The organism is Methyloversatilis universalis EHg5 (assembly GCF_000378945.1).
In the GTDB taxonomy this organism is placed as follows: domain Bacteria; phylum Pseudomonadota; class Gammaproteobacteria; order Burkholderiales; family Rhodocyclaceae; genus Methyloversatilis; species Methyloversatilis universalis_A.
This window is the reverse complement of record NZ_KB900539.1, coordinates 785,982-802,700: the sequence shown is the minus strand read 5'-3', so window position 1 is coordinate 802,700 and position 16,719 is coordinate 785,982. Positions and strand designations below refer to the sequence as shown.

At 64.3% G+C, this 16,719-nt stretch carries 17 protein-coding genes; 4 read left to right on the top strand and 13 right to left on the bottom strand.

The genetic code is table 11. The features are described 5' to 3' along the window. Nucleotides 1–38: 38 nt before the first annotated feature. Together METUNV2_RS0103745 and METUNV2_RS18870 are read left to right on the top strand one after the other, a co-directional pair. A complete protein-coding gene (locus METUNV2_RS0103745; protein ID WP_018228165.1) occupies nucleotides 39–1,670 on the top strand; it encodes an MFS transporter in 1,632 nt (543 codons plus the stop codon). 8 nt (nucleotides 1,671–1,678) lie between these two features. After that, entirely contained in the window at nucleotides 1,679–2,602 is a 924-nt protein-coding gene (locus tag METUNV2_RS18870; protein WP_018228164.1) for a helix-turn-helix transcriptional regulator, read from the top strand. Between the two features lie 10 nt (nucleotides 2,603–2,612). On the opposite strand, the gene ccoG is transcribed toward METUNV2_RS18870, so the two are convergent. The 7 genes from ccoG to METUNV2_RS0103705 all read right to left on the bottom strand — a co-directional run bounded on the left by ccoG (nucleotide 2,613) and on the right by METUNV2_RS0103705 (nucleotide 9,684). Further along, complete coding sequence (ccoG, locus tag METUNV2_RS0103735) at nucleotides 2,613–4,010, bottom strand: cytochrome c oxidase accessory protein CcoG (RefSeq protein WP_018228163.1); 1,398 nt, start codon at nucleotides 4,008–4,010, stop codon at nucleotides 2,613–2,615. Nucleotides 4,011–4,126: 116 nt separating this feature from the next. Beyond that, on the bottom strand, nucleotides 4,127–4,450 hold the full coding sequence (locus tag METUNV2_RS0103730) for an antibiotic biosynthesis monooxygenase family protein (RefSeq protein WP_018228162.1): 324 nt from the start codon (nucleotides 4,448–4,450) through the stop codon (nucleotides 4,127–4,129). A gap of 71 nt (nucleotides 4,451–4,521) precedes the next feature. Beyond that, nucleotides 4,522–4,842: a hypothetical protein gene (locus METUNV2_RS18865; RefSeq protein WP_018228161.1), complete on the bottom strand. Its 321-nt coding sequence runs from the start codon at nucleotides 4,840–4,842 to the stop codon at nucleotides 4,522–4,524. Further along, nucleotides 4,826–5,122, bottom strand: coding sequence for a BrnT family toxin (locus tag METUNV2_RS0103720; protein WP_018228160.1), 297 nt, complete (start codon nucleotides 5,120–5,122; stop codon nucleotides 4,826–4,828). Before METUNV2_RS0103720 ends, METUNV2_RS18865 begins: the two co-directional genes overlap by 17 nt. Further along, the gene (locus METUNV2_RS0103715) at nucleotides 5,122–6,552 is read right to left on the bottom strand and encodes an aminotransferase-like domain-containing protein (protein WP_018228159.1); all 1,431 of its coding nucleotides are present in this window, start codon (nucleotides 6,550–6,552) and stop codon (nucleotides 5,122–5,124) included. Before METUNV2_RS0103715 ends, METUNV2_RS0103720 begins: the two co-directional genes overlap by 1 nt. A 71-nt stretch (nucleotides 6,553–6,623) precedes the next feature. Continuing rightward, nucleotides 6,624–8,474: a hypothetical protein gene (locus METUNV2_RS19320; RefSeq protein ID WP_157281301.1), complete on the bottom strand. Its 1,851-nt coding sequence runs from the start codon at nucleotides 8,472–8,474 to the stop codon at nucleotides 6,624–6,626. Nucleotides 8,475–8,694: 220 nt separating this feature from the next. Next, complete coding sequence (locus tag METUNV2_RS0103705; RefSeq protein WP_018227468.1) at nucleotides 8,695–9,684, bottom strand: IS5 family transposase; 990 nt, start codon at nucleotides 9,682–9,684, stop codon at nucleotides 8,695–8,697. A gap of 1,244 nt (nucleotides 9,685–10,928) precedes the next feature. On the opposite strand from METUNV2_RS0103705, the gene METUNV2_RS20320 reads away from it, so the two are divergent. Continuing rightward, nucleotides 10,929–11,306 (top strand): IS5/IS1182 family transposase, encoded by a 378-nt coding sequence (locus METUNV2_RS20320; RefSeq protein WP_018228157.1) that lies wholly within the window; start codon nucleotides 10,929–10,931, stop codon nucleotides 11,304–11,306. Further along, on the top strand, nucleotides 11,287–11,928 hold the full coding sequence (locus tag METUNV2_RS20315) for an IS5 family transposase (RefSeq protein ID WP_420038372.1): 642 nt from the start codon (nucleotides 11,287–11,289) through the stop codon (nucleotides 11,926–11,928). Before METUNV2_RS20320 ends, METUNV2_RS20315 begins: the two co-directional genes overlap by 20 nt. A 144-nt stretch (nucleotides 11,929–12,072) precedes the next feature. Here METUNV2_RS20315 and METUNV2_RS18855 read toward each other — a convergent pair whose 3' ends face one another. The 6 genes from METUNV2_RS18855 to METUNV2_RS0103665 form a co-directional block, all read right to left on the bottom strand. After that, entirely contained in the window at nucleotides 12,073–12,750 is a 678-nt protein-coding gene (locus METUNV2_RS18855) for a hypothetical protein (RefSeq protein WP_051081879.1), read from the bottom strand. Between the two features lie 457 nt (nucleotides 12,751–13,207). Beyond that, a complete protein-coding gene (locus METUNV2_RS0103685; protein ID WP_018228155.1) occupies nucleotides 13,208–13,507 on the bottom strand; it encodes a type II toxin-antitoxin system RelE/ParE family toxin in 300 nt (99 codons plus the stop codon). 2 nt (nucleotides 13,508–13,509) lie between these two features. Beyond that, the gene (locus METUNV2_RS0103680) at nucleotides 13,510–13,731 is read right to left on the bottom strand and encodes a hypothetical protein (RefSeq protein WP_018228154.1); all 222 of its coding nucleotides are present in this window, start codon (nucleotides 13,729–13,731) and stop codon (nucleotides 13,510–13,512) included. A gap of 48 nt (nucleotides 13,732–13,779) precedes the next feature. Beyond that, nucleotides 13,780–14,322 carry a single-stranded DNA-binding protein gene (ssb, locus tag METUNV2_RS0103675; RefSeq protein WP_008064702.1) on the bottom strand — a complete coding sequence of 181 codons (543 nt, stop codon included), beginning with the start codon at nucleotides 14,320–14,322 and terminating at the stop codon, nucleotides 13,780–13,782. Nucleotides 14,323–14,420: 98 nt separating this feature from the next. After that, the gene (locus METUNV2_RS0103670; RefSeq protein WP_018228153.1) at nucleotides 14,421–15,770 is read right to left on the bottom strand and encodes an MFS transporter; all 1,350 of its coding nucleotides are present in this window, start codon (nucleotides 15,768–15,770) and stop codon (nucleotides 14,421–14,423) included. Between the two features lie 205 nt (nucleotides 15,771–15,975). Then, on the bottom strand, nucleotides 15,976–16,680 hold the full coding sequence (locus METUNV2_RS0103665) for a hypothetical protein (RefSeq protein WP_018228152.1): 705 nt from the start codon (nucleotides 16,678–16,680) through the stop codon (nucleotides 15,976–15,978). Nucleotides 16,681–16,719 lie beyond the last annotated feature (39 nt).

Below are 16,719 nucleotides of genomic sequence, written 5' to 3'. Positions count from 1 at the left end.
CACACCGCCTCTTCATATCCGCCGGCAGGAGCGCCGCCATGCAGACACACACGACCTCCCCGCCGGCCGCCGGCAGTTTCGCGCCGCTGCGCCAGCCGGTATTCGCCGTGCTGTGGTGCGCGACGGTGCTGGGCAATATCGGCACCTTCATGCGCGACGTCGCCAGCGCCTGGATGGTGACCGAACTGTCGGCCAGCCCGGCCGCGGTGGCGATGATCCAGACCGCGGCGACGCTGCCGGTCTTCCTGCTCGCGCTGCCGGCCGGCGTGCTGTCCGACACGCTGGACCGGCGGCGGCTGCTGATCGCGGTGCAGGTGCTGCTGGCCTGCGTCAGCGTCACGCTGCTGGTGCTGGCGTCGACGCAGGCACTGACCGTCGGCGCGCTGATCACGCTCACCTTCATCGGCGGCATCGGCGCCGCGCTGATGGGGCCGTCATGGCAGGCCATCGTGCCGGAGCTGGTGCCGCGTACTGACCTGAAGAACGCGGTGGCGCTCAACTCACTGGGCGTGAATATCGCCCGTGCTGCCGGCCCGGCCGCCGGCGGCCTGCTGCTGGCCAGCTTCGGCGCAGCCGCCGCCTACGGCGCCGACGTGCTGAGCTACGCGTTCGTGATTGCCGCACTGCTCTGGTGGCGTCGGCCGGCGGCTGAACCGGCCGCGGTGCCGGAGCAGTTCTTCGGCGCCTTCCGCGCCGGCATCCGCTACGCCCGCGCCAGCCGCGAACTGCATGTGGTGCTGCTGCGCGCCGCGCTGTTCTTCATGCTGGCGAGCGCCGCCTGGGCGCTGCTGCCGCTGGTTGCGCGCAACATGCTGGGCGGCAGCGCGGGCTTCTACGGCCTGCTGCTGGGTGCGGTGGGCGTGGGCGCGATCGCCGGTGCGGTGCTGCTGCCATCGCTGCGCCGGCGGCTCGGCCCGGACGCGCAGGTGCTGCTCGCCTCGCTGCTCACCGCGACCGTCGTCGCTGCACTGTCGCTGGCGCCGCCGCAATGGCTGGCGGTGCCGCTGATGCTGGTGCTGGGCGCCGGCTGGATCATCGCGCTGACCACGCTGAACGGCGTGGCACAGGCGGTACTGCCGAACTGGGTGCGCGGGCGCGGGCTGGCCATCTACCTGATGGTATTCAATGGCGCGATGGCGGCGGGCAGCCTGGGCTGGGGCCTGCTTGCGCAGCAGCTGGGCGTGGCGCCGACGCTGCTGGCGGCCGCTGTTGCGCTGGCGGCGGTCGCGCTGGGCGCGCATCGGCTTCGCCTGCCGGCCGGCGAAGCCGACCTGCAGCCGTCCAACCACTGGCCGGAGCCGCTGCTCGCCGCGCCGGTCGCGCACGACCGTGGCCCGGTCATGATCCAGATCGAGTACCGCGTACGCCGCCCGGATCTGCCGGCCTTCATGCAGGCCATGCATGCGCTGGCGCGCGACCGCCGGCGTGACGGCGCCTACGCCTGGGGTGTGGCCGAGGACACGGCAGACCCCGAACGCGTGGTCGAGTGGTTCCTGGTCGAGTCCTGGGCCGAGCACCTGCGCCAGCATCAGCGGGTATCGAAAGCGGGCGCCGACCTGCAGGGCGAGGCGCTGCGCCTCCATGTCGGGCCGGAGCGGCCGAGAGTGCATCACTTCCTCGCGCTCGACCCGCAGCTTTCACGGGTGCCGGTGCCGGCACACCCGCACTGAGCCGCCGCATGAGCATGGACGGCCATGACGCCGGGTCACCCCACCGCCAGCGTGAGCCGCGCAACGGCGTACCGGGTCCGGCCGGCCCGCATGTGTGGATGCTGCATTCGGCCGACGCCGCCATCGTGCGCATGCGCCATGACGGCGGCCCGCTCGGCGTCGGCATGCCCATTCCCTGCGTCGACGCATTCAGCGTCATCGTGCAGCGACGCGACTTCACCGCCCACCGGCTGTGGAAACGCGGACGGCTGGTATTCCGCGGCGGACACGCGGCGGGCACGCTGGCCATCACGCATCTGGGTGACGAATGGCGCTGCGCGCACGACGCGCCGTTCGACAACGTGCGCGTGCAGCTGCCGGCCGCCGTGCTGGAGGACTGCGCGCGGGATGCCGGCCTGCGCGGCGGCGGCACGCTGCGCGCACCGCCCGGTACGCGCGACCCGGTGATCGTGGCGCTACTGCAGTCTCTGCTGCCCGCGCTGACCGACCCGGCCTGCGCCGCGCCGCTGTTTGTCGACGAAACGATGCTGACACTGCAGCAGCACCTGCTGCGCAGTTACGGCGGAGCGGTAGGTCGGCCTGCACGCCCGGGCCGACTGTCTGCCGCGCAGCACCGCATCGCCTGCGAATTCCTGGCTGCCCACGCCTTCGACCGCGTGTCGGTCGCCGCCGTGGCCGAGGCCTGCGGACTGTCACGCAGCCACTTCACGCGCGCCTTTCTCGAAACCACCGGTCGCACGCCGCAGCAGTGGATGCTCGCCCACCGCCTGCAACAGGTGCACTCGCTGCTGCGCGGTCCGCTCACGCTGGCGCAGATCGCCAGCGCCTGCGGCTTCGCCGACCAGAGCCATCTCACCCGCACCTTCCGCCGCGCCTACGGCCTGTCGCCCGGCGCATGGCGCCGGACGGCCGGCGTGACGGATACGGGCTGAGTGCCGGTGCCTAGGGGAACAGGAAGCGGCTGCGCTCGCGGGCGCTTTCGTCCGGTCGCCCGCGGGGTGCGACCACGACGTCCAGCGGCTGCGCGCCGCGCAGCGTGCCGTCGTCCGGCGCCGCCACGGTGAGTCGCAGGCTGGCCACGCTGTTGGCCGCCACGCGCAGCTGGCCGCTGCCGACGAGGGCGGCGCCCGGCACGCCATCGACGCGGGCGACGTAGTCGACCTCGTGGCGCGTCAGGTTGGCCACTTTGAGCAGGTAGGCGTTCTCGATCCGGCCATCCGCCGCCTCGCGCGCCAGCACGCTGCGGTCACGCAGCACATCCACCCGCAGCGCCGGCCGGTTCGCCAGCAGCCACAGCGCGGTACCGGCGCACAGCGCGATCAGCGCCGCATAGACGGCAGCCCGGATTCGCGGACGGCGCAGGTCGCGACCTGCGAGCTGATGCTCCGAGGCGAACCGGATCAGCCCGCGCGCCCGGCCCACCCTGTCCATCACGCTGTCGCAGGCATCGACGCACAGGCCGCAGTTGATGCAGGCGTACTGCACGCCGTCGCGGATGTCGATGCCGGTCGGGCACACCTGCACGCAGATCGTGCAGTCCACGCAGTCGCCGGCACCCACGCTGCGGGCGGACGCGCGCGGCTCGCCGCGCAGCCTGTCATAGCCGACCTGGCGGGTGTGCGCATCGGTCATCACGCCCTGAAAGCGCGAATACGGACACATGTGCTGGCACACCGCCTCGCGCGCGAAACCGGCCTGCACACAGGTGAAGCTGGCGTAGAAAACGAGCCAGAAACCTTCCCACATGCCCACGTCCCAGGTGGTGAGCCGCGGCAGCAGATCGCGTATCGGCGTGAAGTAGCCGACGAAGGTGATCGCGGTCCAGGCCGCCAGCACCCACCACAGCGCGTGCTTGACGCCCTTGATCGCGATCTTGCGCGGGCCCCACGGCGCGGCGTCCAGCGCGCGTCGCGCCGCCGGCTTGCCCTCGATGCGCGCCTCGATCCAGCTGAACATCATCGTGTACACCGTCTGCGGACAGGCGAAGCCGCAGAACAGCCGGCCGGCCAGCGCGGTCACGAAGAACAGCGCCAGCGCCGCGACGATGAGCACGAAAGCGAACAGCAGCGCGTCCTGCGGCCACAGCACCTGGTCGAACAGGTAGAGCCGCTCGTGCGGAATGTCCATCCACAGCGCCGGCCGCACCGCATCGCCATCGCGCCAGGGCAGCCACACACCACCGTAGAAAACGAGCTGGGTGAGCCACACCATGGCCCAGCGCCAGGTGTTGAAGCGCCCGGACACGGCGCGCGCATGCACCGTGCCCGGGCGGGGATGAAAGGTGAGCGGCACGGCGCGGACCACGTCCGCGCTGCCCGCCAGCGTCGTATCGGTGTTCATCTGCAGGCTCCGGAAAGGGATGCCGGCAGTACACCCGCCGCGGGCGGACAGGAACAGATTCAGCGGAGTTGATTCACCTCAGGCACAGATGCGGGGCGCAGAGTCCGGGCCGTGGATCAGGTCATCGCCGCCAGCGGATGCGGAATGCCCTTGTCGCCATAGGTGCGCACCACCTGCGCGATCACCACCTGATAACCCTTGAGCCAGCGCGCCTGCAGCTGCTTCGCCTTGATGTGCTCCGGGTGCTGCATCAGCGCGTGCAGCGCGTCCATCGAGTCCCAGTAATAGACGTTCGAAATGAGCCCGGTTTCGGCGTTTTCCCACGCTTCCTCACCGAGATAGCCGGGAATGGCGCGGGCGACCCCGGCGATGACTGCGTCCAGCGCGTGGAACTCGTCGTCGTACTGGCCTTTGGCGAAGGTGAAGGTGGAGGTGAACATGTAAGGGCGGGGGCTAAGGCTGAAACTCGGGGCGTAGGCCGGGGACTGCGCGGAGCGACCCCGGTTCTTGATCAGCGCCCACTCTTGGACACAGGAGCCTTCGTCGCCGGCTTGCTCGGCGCGGGGTTCTCCGTCAGCCGGCCGGTTACGTACTTGTGAAGCACACTGGCAATCAGGGTCTGATAAGGAATGCCTTCTTCGAGCGCCCTGATCTGGATGTCCGACAGATCGCCGGACGAAAGCCTGATATTCACGCGACGATCTTTCAAGGCTGTCGCGCGCGCGGCAGCCTTAAATCTCGCGAGCTCGCTTTTCGTGGCGACCGACTTCAGTTGCCCTTGTTCGAAGGCTTGAAGAAGTTCGCTCTCGTCGTGATCAACCGGGGTCGGCATCGTCGTCACCTTGCCTCAGGTAATCCCGGGTTGCCTTGCGGCTTGGGATGACCGTCTTGAGAAAGAAATAATCGTCGTCTTCAACAAATGGGACCAAGTAGGCATAACCGTCACGTGCGATGACCAGGACCCGTTGGCGGGGGTACTTACGCTCGTTGGGATGAGCCAGGATGTCCAGCAGACCGCCTGCTTCTATGGCGACGACCATGCTCTCGAAGGAGACGCCCCGCTCTTCCTTGAGCGCTTCATTCTTCTCCGAGCTCCAGCGGAACGGCTTCATCAGGCGATGCTACCTTCGTGTGTGCCTTTTGTCACCAGACCACCCAGCACCCTTACCGCCGCCCGCCTCGCCTCCGTATCCGGATGCCCGAAGTTCAGCCGCACGAAATTCCGGAACTCCCGCCGTGCCGAAAACATCGGCCCCGGCGCGATGCTGATGCCTCTCGCGAGCGCTTCGCGGTGCAGTGCCAGCGTGTCGCAGCTCTCCGGCAGTTCCAGCCACAGGAAGTAGCCGCCTTCCGGTTCGGCCATGCGGGTGCCGGCCGGGAAATGGGCTTCGACATCGGCCACCAGGGCGCCCAGTTGCGCACGCAGCGTGGCGCGCAGCGTGCGCAGATGGCGGTCGTAGCCGCCCTGCTTCAGGTAGTCGGCCAGCGCGTGCTGCAGCGCGACCGGCGTGGCAAGGCTGAATGACAGCTTCTGCCGGCGGATCGCGTCGGCGTAGCGGCCGGCGGCGACCCAGCCGATGCGGAAGCCGGGCGCCAGACATTTCGAGAAGGACGATACGTGCATCACCCGGCCGTCACGGTCCAGCGCCTTGCTGCACAGCGGCGGCTGTTCGCCGTGGTGCAGTTCGGCATACACGTCGTCCTCGATCAGCGGCAGATCGTGGCGGTCGAGCAGCGCCATCAGTTGGCGGCGGCTGTCGTCGGGCACGCAGGCGCCGGTCGGGTTGGCGTAGTTCAGCATGAACAGGCAGGCGCGCACCGGGTGGGCGGCGAGCACCTGTTCGAGCGCGGCGAGGTTCACGCCCTCGCGCGGGTGGCTGGGCACTTCGATCACCTTGAGCCCGAGCCGCTCGGCCGCCTGCAGGCCGGCGTAGAAGGTGGGCGATTCGACCGCGATCAGATCGCCCGGCCGGGTGACCGCCTGCAGGCAGAGGTTGAGCGCTTCCATCGCGCCATGGGTGACGATGATGTCGTCCGGCGACACCCGTGCGCCCTGGCCGAGGTAGCGCAGCGCGATCAGCCGGCGCAGTTCCGGATGGCCCGGCGGCAGGTCGGTCAGCGTGTCCTGCGGCTTCATGCGGCGGGCGGCGGCGGCCAGACAGCGCCCCAGCCGGTCGAGCGGGAACAGTTCGGGCGCAGGAAAGCTGGAGCCGAGCGGCACCACTGCCGGATCGCGCACGCTGTCGAGGATTTCGAAGATGAAATCGCTCACCTGCAGCGCGCTCGAGCGCCGGCCCGGCGCGCTCATCGCCGGTTCGGGCAGCGCGCGGCCCAGCCGGGCGCGCACGAAGTAGCCGGAACGCGGCCGCGCCTCGATCAGGCCGCGGCTTTCCAGCAGCGCGTAGGCCTGGGTGACGGTGATCGGGCTCAGACCGTTGGCCTGGCAGGCCTGGCGCACCGACGGCAGCCGGTCGCCCGGGCGCAGCACGCCGTCGGCGATCTGCCGGGCGATGCGGTCGGCGAGGTCTTCGTAGAGGGTCATTGCAAATGAAAACGGCGCCCGCAGGCGCCGTTCGCGTTCATACGGTAATCAGCGCACATGTCTTAATTTAGCTACCACCGCAATGCACCTTGCTGAGCATCAACGTCAGCTCGTTCAGCCTCTCGTAGCCAGTTATTCGCGATTCCCACCAGCATTGCCGCCGTGCGGGGATACTCCGGCATGGCATCGGCCCAGGCTTGAGACTGGTTCGCAAGGGCTCGCTCTTGGTCACCGCCTTCGTCCATAGCTTTGCTATAGACACCGCGCATGTTGAAGCGCTCAATGGCCAAACCACGCTCAATCTCTGGAGAACAGAGCCTTTCGATGATTGATCTAACCGCCTCGTGCGGCCAAGCATTGTCGCTTCGGCTTATTGGGGCATGAGCCAGAATCGCTCCAATACGCTGATCAGTAATTTTCTCTCGGTCAACTTCGGCGGCGATACAGCGCACTCTTATGCACCAATCAAGAAGAAATTGCCCGTCAATTTCATCATCGTTTTGACCGGGAAGAACATGAACTCCCGCGAGCAATTCGTACGCCGCTGCCGCTTGCTTTTCGGCGCCCTCTACAGGCGGCGGATCATCACCGTTCGCCGGCCTAAATATAAGACAGATCGTATCCATAAACAGTTTAGGATGCCTTATTAGCAAAGAGTGCAATACCAGCGGCTTCTTCCGAACGCGGAACACCGGCAGATAACGGAACTCCAGTGCAGCGATCGCATCCAGATCAGTGTCTATTCTCTTGCGAAGCTCATCAAACGCCCTCTCAATGTTGTAGACCGCCATCGTTCGAGGCGCTTGATCTGACGCGTTTATTTCCGCTACCGATTCATCCAGCAAACTCATGAGCTTCTCGGTCGTAAGGTCAGACATCCTACGACCTGCCGCGTCTAGTGCCGCAAGTGGTCGTTTGCATGCGAGGTACTTGTCGACCGCAAAAACAAGTTCTTCAGCACTGCCACTGACGGGGTAGGAATGCTTGTGCTGCCAGTACGAGTCGTCAACGTCACCCCCAAAATCCCGCACGAAATTCCACGTTTCCGTTGATTCCTCGAGCGCCATTAGGAGTCGAGCAATTCGCCCTGTGGGCACTCGCTCTTCCAAGAGCATCCTGCAGATGGAAGCCTTCCACGTCGCGTTAAAGCGCCGAGCCCCTTCTGCCAGAATTACCGCAGCGACAGTATCTAGCTGCGGATCAGCACGCAGCGCCTCAGAAAAGAAATTGATAAGCGCACCAAAATCCAACTCGAGCCCTTGCGCTACGTATGCAACTTGGTCCGGTAGCTTTACCCTTTCAGCTAGATTAATTAGTCCAGCCGTTCCGGACTCCTTCACCACGTCGCAAATGGCTTCGAAACGTGCTGAATTGATTTCAGCCTCCGGACATCCTCCTTCTTGAGTCTTCCCCGGAACATCAGGCATCCAGTCGTCGAACAACCACGTCGCCCGCGCAACCGCACTGGTTGGTGCGAAGGTCTGCACCAGTACGTCAAGCTTCGACAGAGCAACTTCCGGCAGCGACCACTCCGCTTCGGCATAGGTTCGATGACGATTGACCTCCTTCCGCAAAGCGTCCCATACGACGACTTGCGCATCGCCAGTGGTGTACGCAAGTACGTTCTCGAGCGCTGCGGCAGTCACTTCGAGGGCCTGTTCCGGGAAATTACTTAAGGCGTCGATAAGGGTCACCCAACGTTCGGGGTCATTGCCTGCATATCCAATTGCCTTGCCGATGACAAAAGCCTGAAATTCCCAAATCACTCCGTAGGTAAGGACTTCCGCACTCCCCTCCCCGTATTCACGAAAGGTCGGCCGCCGTGTTGGGCTTGAAGTATCGTGCGCCGACGGTAGCAATTTTGTTGCTAGTGACCAAGCAATGGAGGGGGCTGAGTCTAGGACGTGTGCAAGTACGCCCATTCGCTGCTTTGAAGTCGCACTCGTATTTGGTGCCCAAGCCAAAAAGATGGCCCGAAGACTGTTAAGGAAACGCTGATCAAAGCCACCCTTCCGGGATTTTTCGTCCGTGAGGCAGCAACTCCGAAATTCGCATCGTCATGACATCGAATTTCGGCTCTTTTTCAGCCCCGAATCATCGACCCGAGGCCCTTTCGGAGCTCATCGCTCCGATTTCTCGCCCTCAGGACGCACCTGTCCTGTAGGGCGCGCACAGACTTCTCTGCGACAGCACCAGATTCGCCATCGCGAACAGCACATGCAACTGCGCCGTGTTCTTCGCCAAACCCTTGTAGCGGCACTTGCGATGCCGGAACAGGTTCTTCACCACATGGAATGCGTGCTCGACCTTCGAGCGGATGCTCGCCTTGGCGTGCTCCGCCTTCTCGATGAGTTGGCGTCTCGGGTCCGTCTTGTCCAGCCTCTTGTAAGTCGAACGCCGGCGTGCGATCACGAATTCGGCCGGGCAGTCCTTCAGTTCGGGACGCTTGCCTGCACCCTGGTAACCAGCGTCGGCATGCACGTGCTTCTCCTCACCATGCAGCAGCTTGTGCGTCTGGCTCACGTCGGACGCGTTCGCCGCCGTGGCGGCAAGCGAATGAACGATGCCGGTGTGCGCATCCGTACCGATATGCGCTTTCATGCCGAAATACCACTGCTTGCCCTTCTTCGTCTGGTGCATGTCGGGGTCGCGCTCGCCCTCCTTGTTCTTCGTCGAGGGGGGCGCAGCGATCAAGGTGGCGTCGACGATCGTGCCTTCGCGCAGGATCAGCCCTTGCTGACCGAGCTGTTCGCGGATCAGCGCGAAGATGCGCACCGGCATCTCGTGACGTTCGAGCAGGCGGCGAAATTTCAGCAGCGTGGTGGCATCGGGTGCCTGACGCTCGATCAGGTCGATGCCCACGAAGCGACGCACCGCGATGCTGTCGACGATGGCATCTTCAATTCCTTCGTCCGACAGGCCCAGGCAGTTCTGGCACAGATACATGCGCAGCATCGTTTCCAGCCCGACCGGCGGACGACCGCGCTCGCCGCGGTAGTAGTGCGGCTCGATCAATGCCACCAGCTGCGACCACGGCACCAGACGATCCAGGTCGGTCAGAAACTTCTCCCGCCGCGTCGGCTTGCGACGCGCCGAGTACTCGAGATCGGCGAAGCTGGTTTGCTGTTTCATCTGGATGGTTGCGCCTATCGGGATGACCGGGGCATTCTACGGGGACGGGGTTAAATCAGTGTTTCCTTAATTGGGCGATTGGAGACTGATCCACCGGGGTCAATCTCCGCCAGTCGCGCCAAGCACAATGCTACTCGAAGGAGCATCTGTGGATCCCACGCCAGTAGTTCCAAGCCCCACAGAACGCCGTAGTAATAGCCGTGAGAGCTAATGAGGCCCTTGTGCTCCTCAAATATAGGCCTAATCCCAGCAGGGTCGCCCTCGAGCAAACACTCGAGGGCTTCAACGAAAGGGATGGGCGCCGCCTCTGCAAGCATAACCATTTGATCTTGCAAGCTAGCCAACAGGCGGTGGTCGCTCGACAAGCCCGGGATCGCTCGCACAACGCTGTTGACATAATCTTGGGGAGTGGAGCCCGAGACCGAAAAACCCGCCTGATCGTGCAGAACAGCCATATGGAGGAGGGTGTTCATCATGCCGTCTCGCAACCACCTACTATGCGAACCCTCTGATCTCTGTGCAGCGGGTCTGAATACCTCGTCTGCCTTTGGTGGTTCCACCGTCTTACTGAAGACAGCCTTGGCAGCCTCTGCAAACCGAGCAAGGTGCTCCGGACCAATGAGGTGGCCAACGTTGACGAATGCGTCAACGGAAGCTCTAAGGACCCATACATCTGCAACGTAATCGATAGGTGGGTCCTGCAATTTGGCGAACGTTCGAAGTGGCGCCTCGAACGCAGAGTATTCATTTGCTGCGGCCAAGCTACACAGCACCTCCTGGTCAGGTTTCGTAGGCGCATGCCAAGCCCCCGCCAAAACCGCCGGCAGCAATTGGGTGCCACTCTCCATCCATTCCGGCCTTGGAGCTATTCCACTGGGCTTAAGCCGAGCGAGGACAGCTAGACTTCGGCCACAACGGCGAGCAAGGTCGTAGCCCTCCTGTTCCGTAAAACCCATTCCCGACAGAGCTTTGCCAAGTTCTGTACTTGACGGCCGGCGCAGATCCTCGTGATTGTTCCTTTTGTCGTCCGCCCCGGCACTGACTACTGTGGGCCCCATCCGAGCTAGGTAGCCAGCCATTCCGCGTGCTTGCGCTCTGGGAAGGAATGTAAGTCCGGAGATACTAGCGAGTTGGCGAGCCGCCTCTTCTGTGTCGACGACTACGGTTTTTGCTTCTAGGGAAACACTGATTTAACCCCGTCCCCGTAGAATGCCCCGGTCATCCCGATAGGCGCAACCATCCAGATGAAACAGCAAACCAGCTTCGCCGATCTCGAGTACTCGGCGCGTCGCAAGCCGACGCGGCGGGAGAAGTTTCTGACCGACCTGGATCGTCTGGTGCCGTGGTCGCAGCTGGTGGCATTGATCGAGCCGCACTACTACCGCGGCGAGCGCGGTCGTCCGCCGGTCGGGCTGGAAACGATGCTGCGCATGTATCTGTGCCAGAACTGCCCTGGCCTGTCGGACGAAGGAATTGAAAGATGCATCGTCGACAGCATCGCGGTGCGTCGCTTCGTGGGCATCGACCTGATCGAGCGTCAGGCACCCGATGCCACCACGCTGCTGAAATTTCGCCCCCTGCTCCGACGTCACGAGATGCCGGGTGCGCATTTTTCGCGCTGATCCCGCGACAGCTCGGTCAGCAGGGGCTGATCCTGCGCGAAAGGCACGATCGTCCGACGCCACCTTTGATCGCTGCGCCCCCCTCGACGAAGAACAAAGGAGGGGCGAGCCGCGACCCCCGACATGCACCAGAACGAAGAAGGGCAAGCAGTGGTATTTCGGCATGAAAGCGCATATCGGTACGGATGCGCACACCGGCATCGTTCATTCGCTTGCCGCCACGGCGGCGAACGCGTCCGACGTGAGCCAGACGCACAAGCTGCTGCATGGTGAGGAGAAGCACGTGCATGCCGACGCTGGTTACCAGGGTGCAGGCAAGCGTCCCGAACTGAAGGACTGCCCGGCCGAATTCGTGATCGCACGCCGGCGTTCGACTTACAAGAGGCTGGACAAGACGGACCCGAGACGCCAACTCATCGAGAAGGCGGAGCACGCCAAGGCGAGCATCCGCTCGAAGGTCGAGCACGCATTCCATGTGGTGAAGAACCTGTTCCGGCATCGCAAGTGCCGCTACAAGGGTTTGGCGAAGAACACGGCGCAGTTGCATGTGCTGTTCGCGATGGCGAATCTGGTGCTGTCGCAGAGAAGTCTGTGCGCGCCCTACAGGACAGGTGCGTCCTGAGGGCGAGAAATCGGAGCGATGAGCTCCGAAAGGGCCTCGGGTCGATGATTCGGGGCTGAAAAAGAGCCGAAATTCGATGTCATGACGATGCGAATTTCGGAGTTGCTGCCTCACGGACGAAAAATCCCGGAAGGGTGGCTTTGATCAGCGTTTCCCTAAGAAGTACCGCACGGCGGGGTCTGAACTCCGAATGGCTGCCACCGTGAAAGCAACGACCTCATCCGGCGCGTCGGCCGCGTACAGAATCTTGCTCACTCCCTCGCTGAGCTTGCGAATCAACGCTTCGGCTTGCTGCTCGCGGCCCGCCAGCAACACCTGCTCCACCAACTGTGGTCCGAAACGGTTTGAATATTCATCCCAGAACTCGTCCGTGCTACGAGCGCCTAACACCGGAAAGAGATTTAGTTCATATCTCGCGTACCTAGCCGCAACTGCAGGAGAACAACGAAGCCAGTCCTCAATCATCGAACCGTCTAGATAGACAACATCCTTCCACAGTCCAAGCTTTTGCTTCTCAGAAACCCATTCCGCGATTTTTTCTCTGCCGTTGTTCCACGTTCGCGGAGTTGCGAACACAAACGTCGTCTGTTTTCGTTGCTCCTCTTCGACCTCGTTCGTTCGCTTTACAAAGTCCGACTCTGCTTTGGCTGCGGCGTTTTCGCTTACGCCAAACTCCCACAAGGACGCCCCGTCAGGCACGTAGGGCCTCACACCGGCGGCATCGAGAACACCATCGAATCCTCTAACCTGCCCCTTGTCGCCATTGGGGAAACGAATCGTGGAGATATCTTGCGCGGACGCTCTTATGAGGTCAGCGATCATGCCCGGAAAGATGTTCTGTGCTGCAAGTGTGTCAGCCCAAGTCTGCAAGTTCAGAGCAGTAATCCAACGCAATTTCCTTCTCCCTGATTTGTCACCAATACGCGAATCGCTCTCTATTCTAGAGTCGCTATTTCTGCAATCGGCGACCTTGGCTCACATGCCCGCCAGAACTGAAGGTGCATCCAAAATCGTACGCATCGGCCCACCACCTAAGGTCTGGACATCCCTTGATCCGTCCCACGCAACAGACTCGCTCGCGTAACTTGCGCGACGGGCGCTGTTGAGTGCCCGTCACTTTGATGAAGGACGTTTTAACCTCGAGTTCTACGATGACGCGACAGCGTGGCAAGCACACTGGCCGCAGCACGCCTTCGGCGATCTGCCGGGCGGTGTGGTCGGCAAGGTCTTCGTAGAGGGTCATCGCGGTCCGGCCGGCAGGTACGCCGGACGGCATTCTTTACAGCCGGGGTGGTGATTCGCGACGGCCATGCCAGAAGGCGAGCACATCGAGGCAGGTGCCGTCGGCGCGGTAATAGATGAAATAGCCCAGGCGACCGAGATAAAGTCTTCGCACATCCGGGACGCGGGAACCTTCATGTCGGGCACCGATGCCTGGCTGCTCCACCAGCAGAGCGATGGCTGCAGAAAAGTCCGCGGCTACGGCGCTCGATGCAGCGGAACGATTCTCCTGCCACCACGCTGCGGCACGCCGGATTTCGGTCGCAGCGCGCGCCGAGATCCGCACCGTAAGTGCCATGCTCAGGATTGGGCGGGCAGGGAAGACAGCAGATCGCCAAGGGAAACGCAGTCGCCCCGCTCGACCTCCGCGATCGATTCCAGCAGTGCATTTTCCTCGGCGCCGGTGAGAGTGAAGCGCTCGCCTGCTCCCCGCGTGATGACCGTGACCTTGCTTCCCTCCGGAAGCGGTACGCCGTCGAGCACGATCTTGCCATTGATGACGGTGCCGGTAGCAAGTTGCATGGCCGGATCTCCTGTCGAGTGTCAGCGTGAGGGCGCCGACATGACCAATCAGAACGGAATGTCGTCGTCCATGCCGCCGAAACCGCCGCCGGACGATGCCGGCGGTGCGGACGGCGCGCTCTGCGGGCGGCTGGGCGCCTGACGCGGGGCGGACTGGCGCTGCGGCGGGGCCTGATCGAAATCGTCGCCACCACCATAACCACCACCACCGCCGCCGTATCCGCCACCGCTGCCGCCGCCTTCACCGCCGGCGCCCTGACGGCTGCCCAGCATCTGCATCTGTTCGGCGCGGATTTCGGTGGTGTAACGGTCCTGGCCTTCCTTATCCTGCCACTTGCGGGTGCGCAGCGAACCTTCGACGTAGACCGGCGAACCCTTGCGCAGGTACTGACCGGCGATTTCGGCCAGCCGGCCGTAGAAGCTGACGCGGTGCCACTCGGTCTGTTCCTTGCGCTCGCCGGTCTGCTTGTCCTTCCAGCTGTCGGTGGTCGCCACCGTGATGTTGCAGATGGCGTCGCCATTCGGTGCGTAGCGGGTTTCCGGGTCGCGACCGAGGTTGCCGACGATGATGACCTTGTTGACTGAAGCCATGTTTCCCTCCCCCGGGAATGTCTGAATGCGGTTGTAGCGGCGACGGCGCCCGGCGGAATCTTACTCCGCGCCGGTCATGCCGTCGGAATAGAAGCGGATCAGGATGCCGCCGGTGCGTCGAGCAGCCGGCGCACGCCGTCCTCGTCCCAGTGTTCGAGATTCACCCTCACGTAGGCCATGCGCCGTTCGGCCTCGATCGACGCTTCGCGCACGCCGGGCAGCACGGCCAGCCGGCTGCGCAGCGTGTCGAGATCGACATGATCGCCGATCGCGTACTCGCGCAGCGCCACCACCGGCGGCGATTTCATCGTGCGCGCCCACAGCCACCACACGGCGGCAATCGCGGTGCAGAAGATGAACACGCCGGCGGCGTCGAAACGCAGCGCAATCGCGCCGCCGACCGAACTGCCCAGCGCCGCGCCCACCGCCTGCGCGGTATTGAACGCCCCCAGCGCCGCGCCCTTGGCTGACGGCGGCGCGATGCGCGACACCAGCGACGGCAGGCTGGCTTCCAGCAGGTTGAAGGCGGTGAAGAACACGAACAGGCCGCCGGCAATGGTGATGAGCGTGTCGCCGGACAGCAGGAACAGCAGCTGGGAGGCCCCCATCGCGGCAATCGCGGCCAGCAGCAGCGTGCGGTGACGGGCACGCTTTTCCGTCCAGATGATGGCCGGCACCATCAGCACGAAGCTGGCCAGCACCACCGGCAGATAGATCTTCCAGTGTTCGGACACCGGCGTGCCGACATGCTCGACCAGCAGGCGCGGCACCATCAGGAACATGGCCATCTGCACCAGATGCACCGCGAACACGCCGAAATTGAGGCGCATCAGCTGGCCGTCGGCCAGCACGCGGCCCAGCGGCGGAGGCGGCTGCACCACCGGCGGCGCCACCGGATCGGGCACAACCTTCAGCAGCAGCGGAATGGCCAGCAGCGCCAGCCCGGCGATCACCAGGAACAGGCCGTCCATGCCGATGGCGGCATACAGCGCCGGAGCGATGACCAGCGAGGCGGCGAACACCAGGCCGATGGTGGAGCCGATCATGGCCATCACCTTGGTACGGTGCTGCTCGCGCACCAGATCGGCCGCCAGCGCGCTCACCGCGGCAGAAATGGCGCCCAGGCCCTGCAGCGTGCGGGCGGCGGTCATCCATCCGATGTCCGGCGCCCACATCGCCATCAGGCTGCCGGCTGCGTACAGCAGCAGGCCGAACACGATGACCGGCTTGCGGCCGTAGCGGTCGGAAGCCATGCCGAACGGAATCTGCATGCAGGCCTGCGCCAGGCCGAAGATGCCGAAGGCCAGGCCTACCCAGAAAATGTTGTCGCCGCCGGGCAGCGTCTTCGCGAACACCGAAAACACCGGCAGCACGAGGAACAGCCCCAGCATGCGCAGGGCGAAAATGGCGGCGAGCGCAGCCCCGGCGCGCTTTTCGGCCGGAGTCATGCGGTCAGAAATCGGGGAACTCATGGCTTGAGGGGAAAGAAGCAGCCCGGATTCTATCAAGCCGCGGGGCGCACTCGGTGCGCAGACCGCTTTTTGTCAGGCAAAGCAGGCCAGGCGGGCGGTACCGGCTTTGCCGCGAAACCTGCCCCGCCTCGCCGGACAGGGGCCGCGCCCCCAACCCCGGGTGGTCAGCGCGCCCGGACGCTCAAGCCCGCAGACGGCGGCGGGCAGCCACGCCGGCGATGAGCAGGCCGGCACCCCACAGCGCGATATCGTCCGGTTCGGGCACGGCGGACACGCTGCCGGCCATCACGATGCGACTGACCCGACCGGTGATCGCCCAGTCGGGCAATGCGGGTGCCGTGCCCGGATCGGGCACGAGCCACGACCACGACGAGGCGTCCGGGTAGTACACGCTCGCCACCAGAAGCACCTGTTCGACATCCAGCTGCCCGGAGAAACGGGTGACCGGAGCGAACGGATTGCCTCCGGTGACACAGGCGCAGACGATCGGGTCCATCGGGCCGTAGAAACCGTCGTAATCGAGAAAGCCCGGTTCCGGCAGGAGTTTCGCGGTGAGCCCTTCCATCGGCAGGAAAGAGGGCAGATGCAGTTCAGGCACCGGCGCACTGCCGGCATCGATCTGCAGCGCACCGAACCAGGCGCGGCGGATGGCCGGGTCGTAGTCGGACACCGTGATGTCCGCGACCAGCGAACCGCTGATCGCGTGGCGGGTGTAATCGCTCACCAGCGTCCATGCCGGGCCGCCGAAGGCGCCGCCGTCCGCGCTGTATGCATAGTGCGCCCTCTCCACCTCGACATGGCTGAGCTGCGGATCAAAACGGTATTCCGCCGCCTGGACGGCACAGGACAGCAGCAGCGCGCAGCTTGCGGCAAGCAGGTGTTTCATCGGCGCGGCCTCCGTGGTGTGCGATGGAGGCCAGCATGC

Coding starts and splice junctions, on each gene's coding strand:
- METUNV2_RS0103745 (WP_018228165.1), top strand. CDS start 39: ATGCAGACACACACGACCTCCCCGCCGGCCGCCGGCAGTTTCGCGCCG.
- METUNV2_RS18870 (WP_018228164.1), top strand. CDS start 1,679: ATGAGCATGGACGGCCATGACGCCGGGTCACCCCACCGCCAGCGTGAG.
- ccoG (WP_018228163.1), bottom strand. CDS start 4,010: ATGAACACCGATACGACGCTGGCGGGCAGCGCGGACGTGGTCCGCGCC.
- METUNV2_RS0103730 (WP_018228162.1), bottom strand. CDS start 4,450: ATGTTCACCTCCACCTTCACCTTCGCCAAAGGCCAGTACGACGACGAG.
- METUNV2_RS18865 (WP_018228161.1), bottom strand. CDS start 4,842: ATGCCGACCCCGGTTGATCACGACGAGAGCGAACTTCTTCAAGCCTTC.
- METUNV2_RS0103720 (WP_018228160.1), bottom strand. CDS start 5,122: ATGAAGCCGTTCCGCTGGAGCTCGGAGAAGAATGAAGCGCTCAAGGAA.
- METUNV2_RS0103715 (WP_018228159.1), bottom strand. CDS start 6,552: ATGACCCTCTACGAAGACCTCGCCGACCGCATCGCCCGGCAGATCGCC.
- METUNV2_RS19320 (WP_157281301.1), bottom strand. CDS start 8,474: ATGGGCGTACTTGCACACGTCCTAGACTCAGCCCCCTCCATTGCTTGG.
- METUNV2_RS0103705 (WP_018227468.1), bottom strand. CDS start 9,684: ATGAAACAGCAAACCAGCTTCGCCGATCTCGAGTACTCGGCGCGTCGC.
- METUNV2_RS20320 (WP_018228157.1), top strand. CDS start 10,929: ATGAAACAGCAAACCAGCTTCGCCGATCTCGAGTACTCGGCGCGTCGC.
- METUNV2_RS18855 (WP_051081879.1), bottom strand. CDS start 12,750: ATGATCGCTGACCTCATAAGAGCGTCCGCGCAAGATATCTCCACGATT.
- METUNV2_RS0103685 (WP_018228155.1), bottom strand. CDS start 13,507: ATGGCACTTACGGTGCGGATCTCGGCGCGCGCTGCGACCGAAATCCGG.
- METUNV2_RS0103680 (WP_018228154.1), bottom strand. CDS start 13,731: ATGCAACTTGCTACCGGCACCGTCATCAATGGCAAGATCGTGCTCGAC.
- ssb (WP_008064702.1), bottom strand. CDS start 14,322: ATGGCTTCAGTCAACAAGGTCATCATCGTCGGCAACCTCGGTCGCGAC.
- METUNV2_RS0103670 (WP_018228153.1), bottom strand. CDS start 15,770: ATGACTCCGGCCGAAAAGCGCGCCGGGGCTGCGCTCGCCGCCATTTTC.
- METUNV2_RS0103665 (WP_018228152.1), bottom strand. CDS start 16,680: ATGAAACACCTGCTTGCCGCAAGCTGCGCGCTGCTGCTGTCCTGTGCC.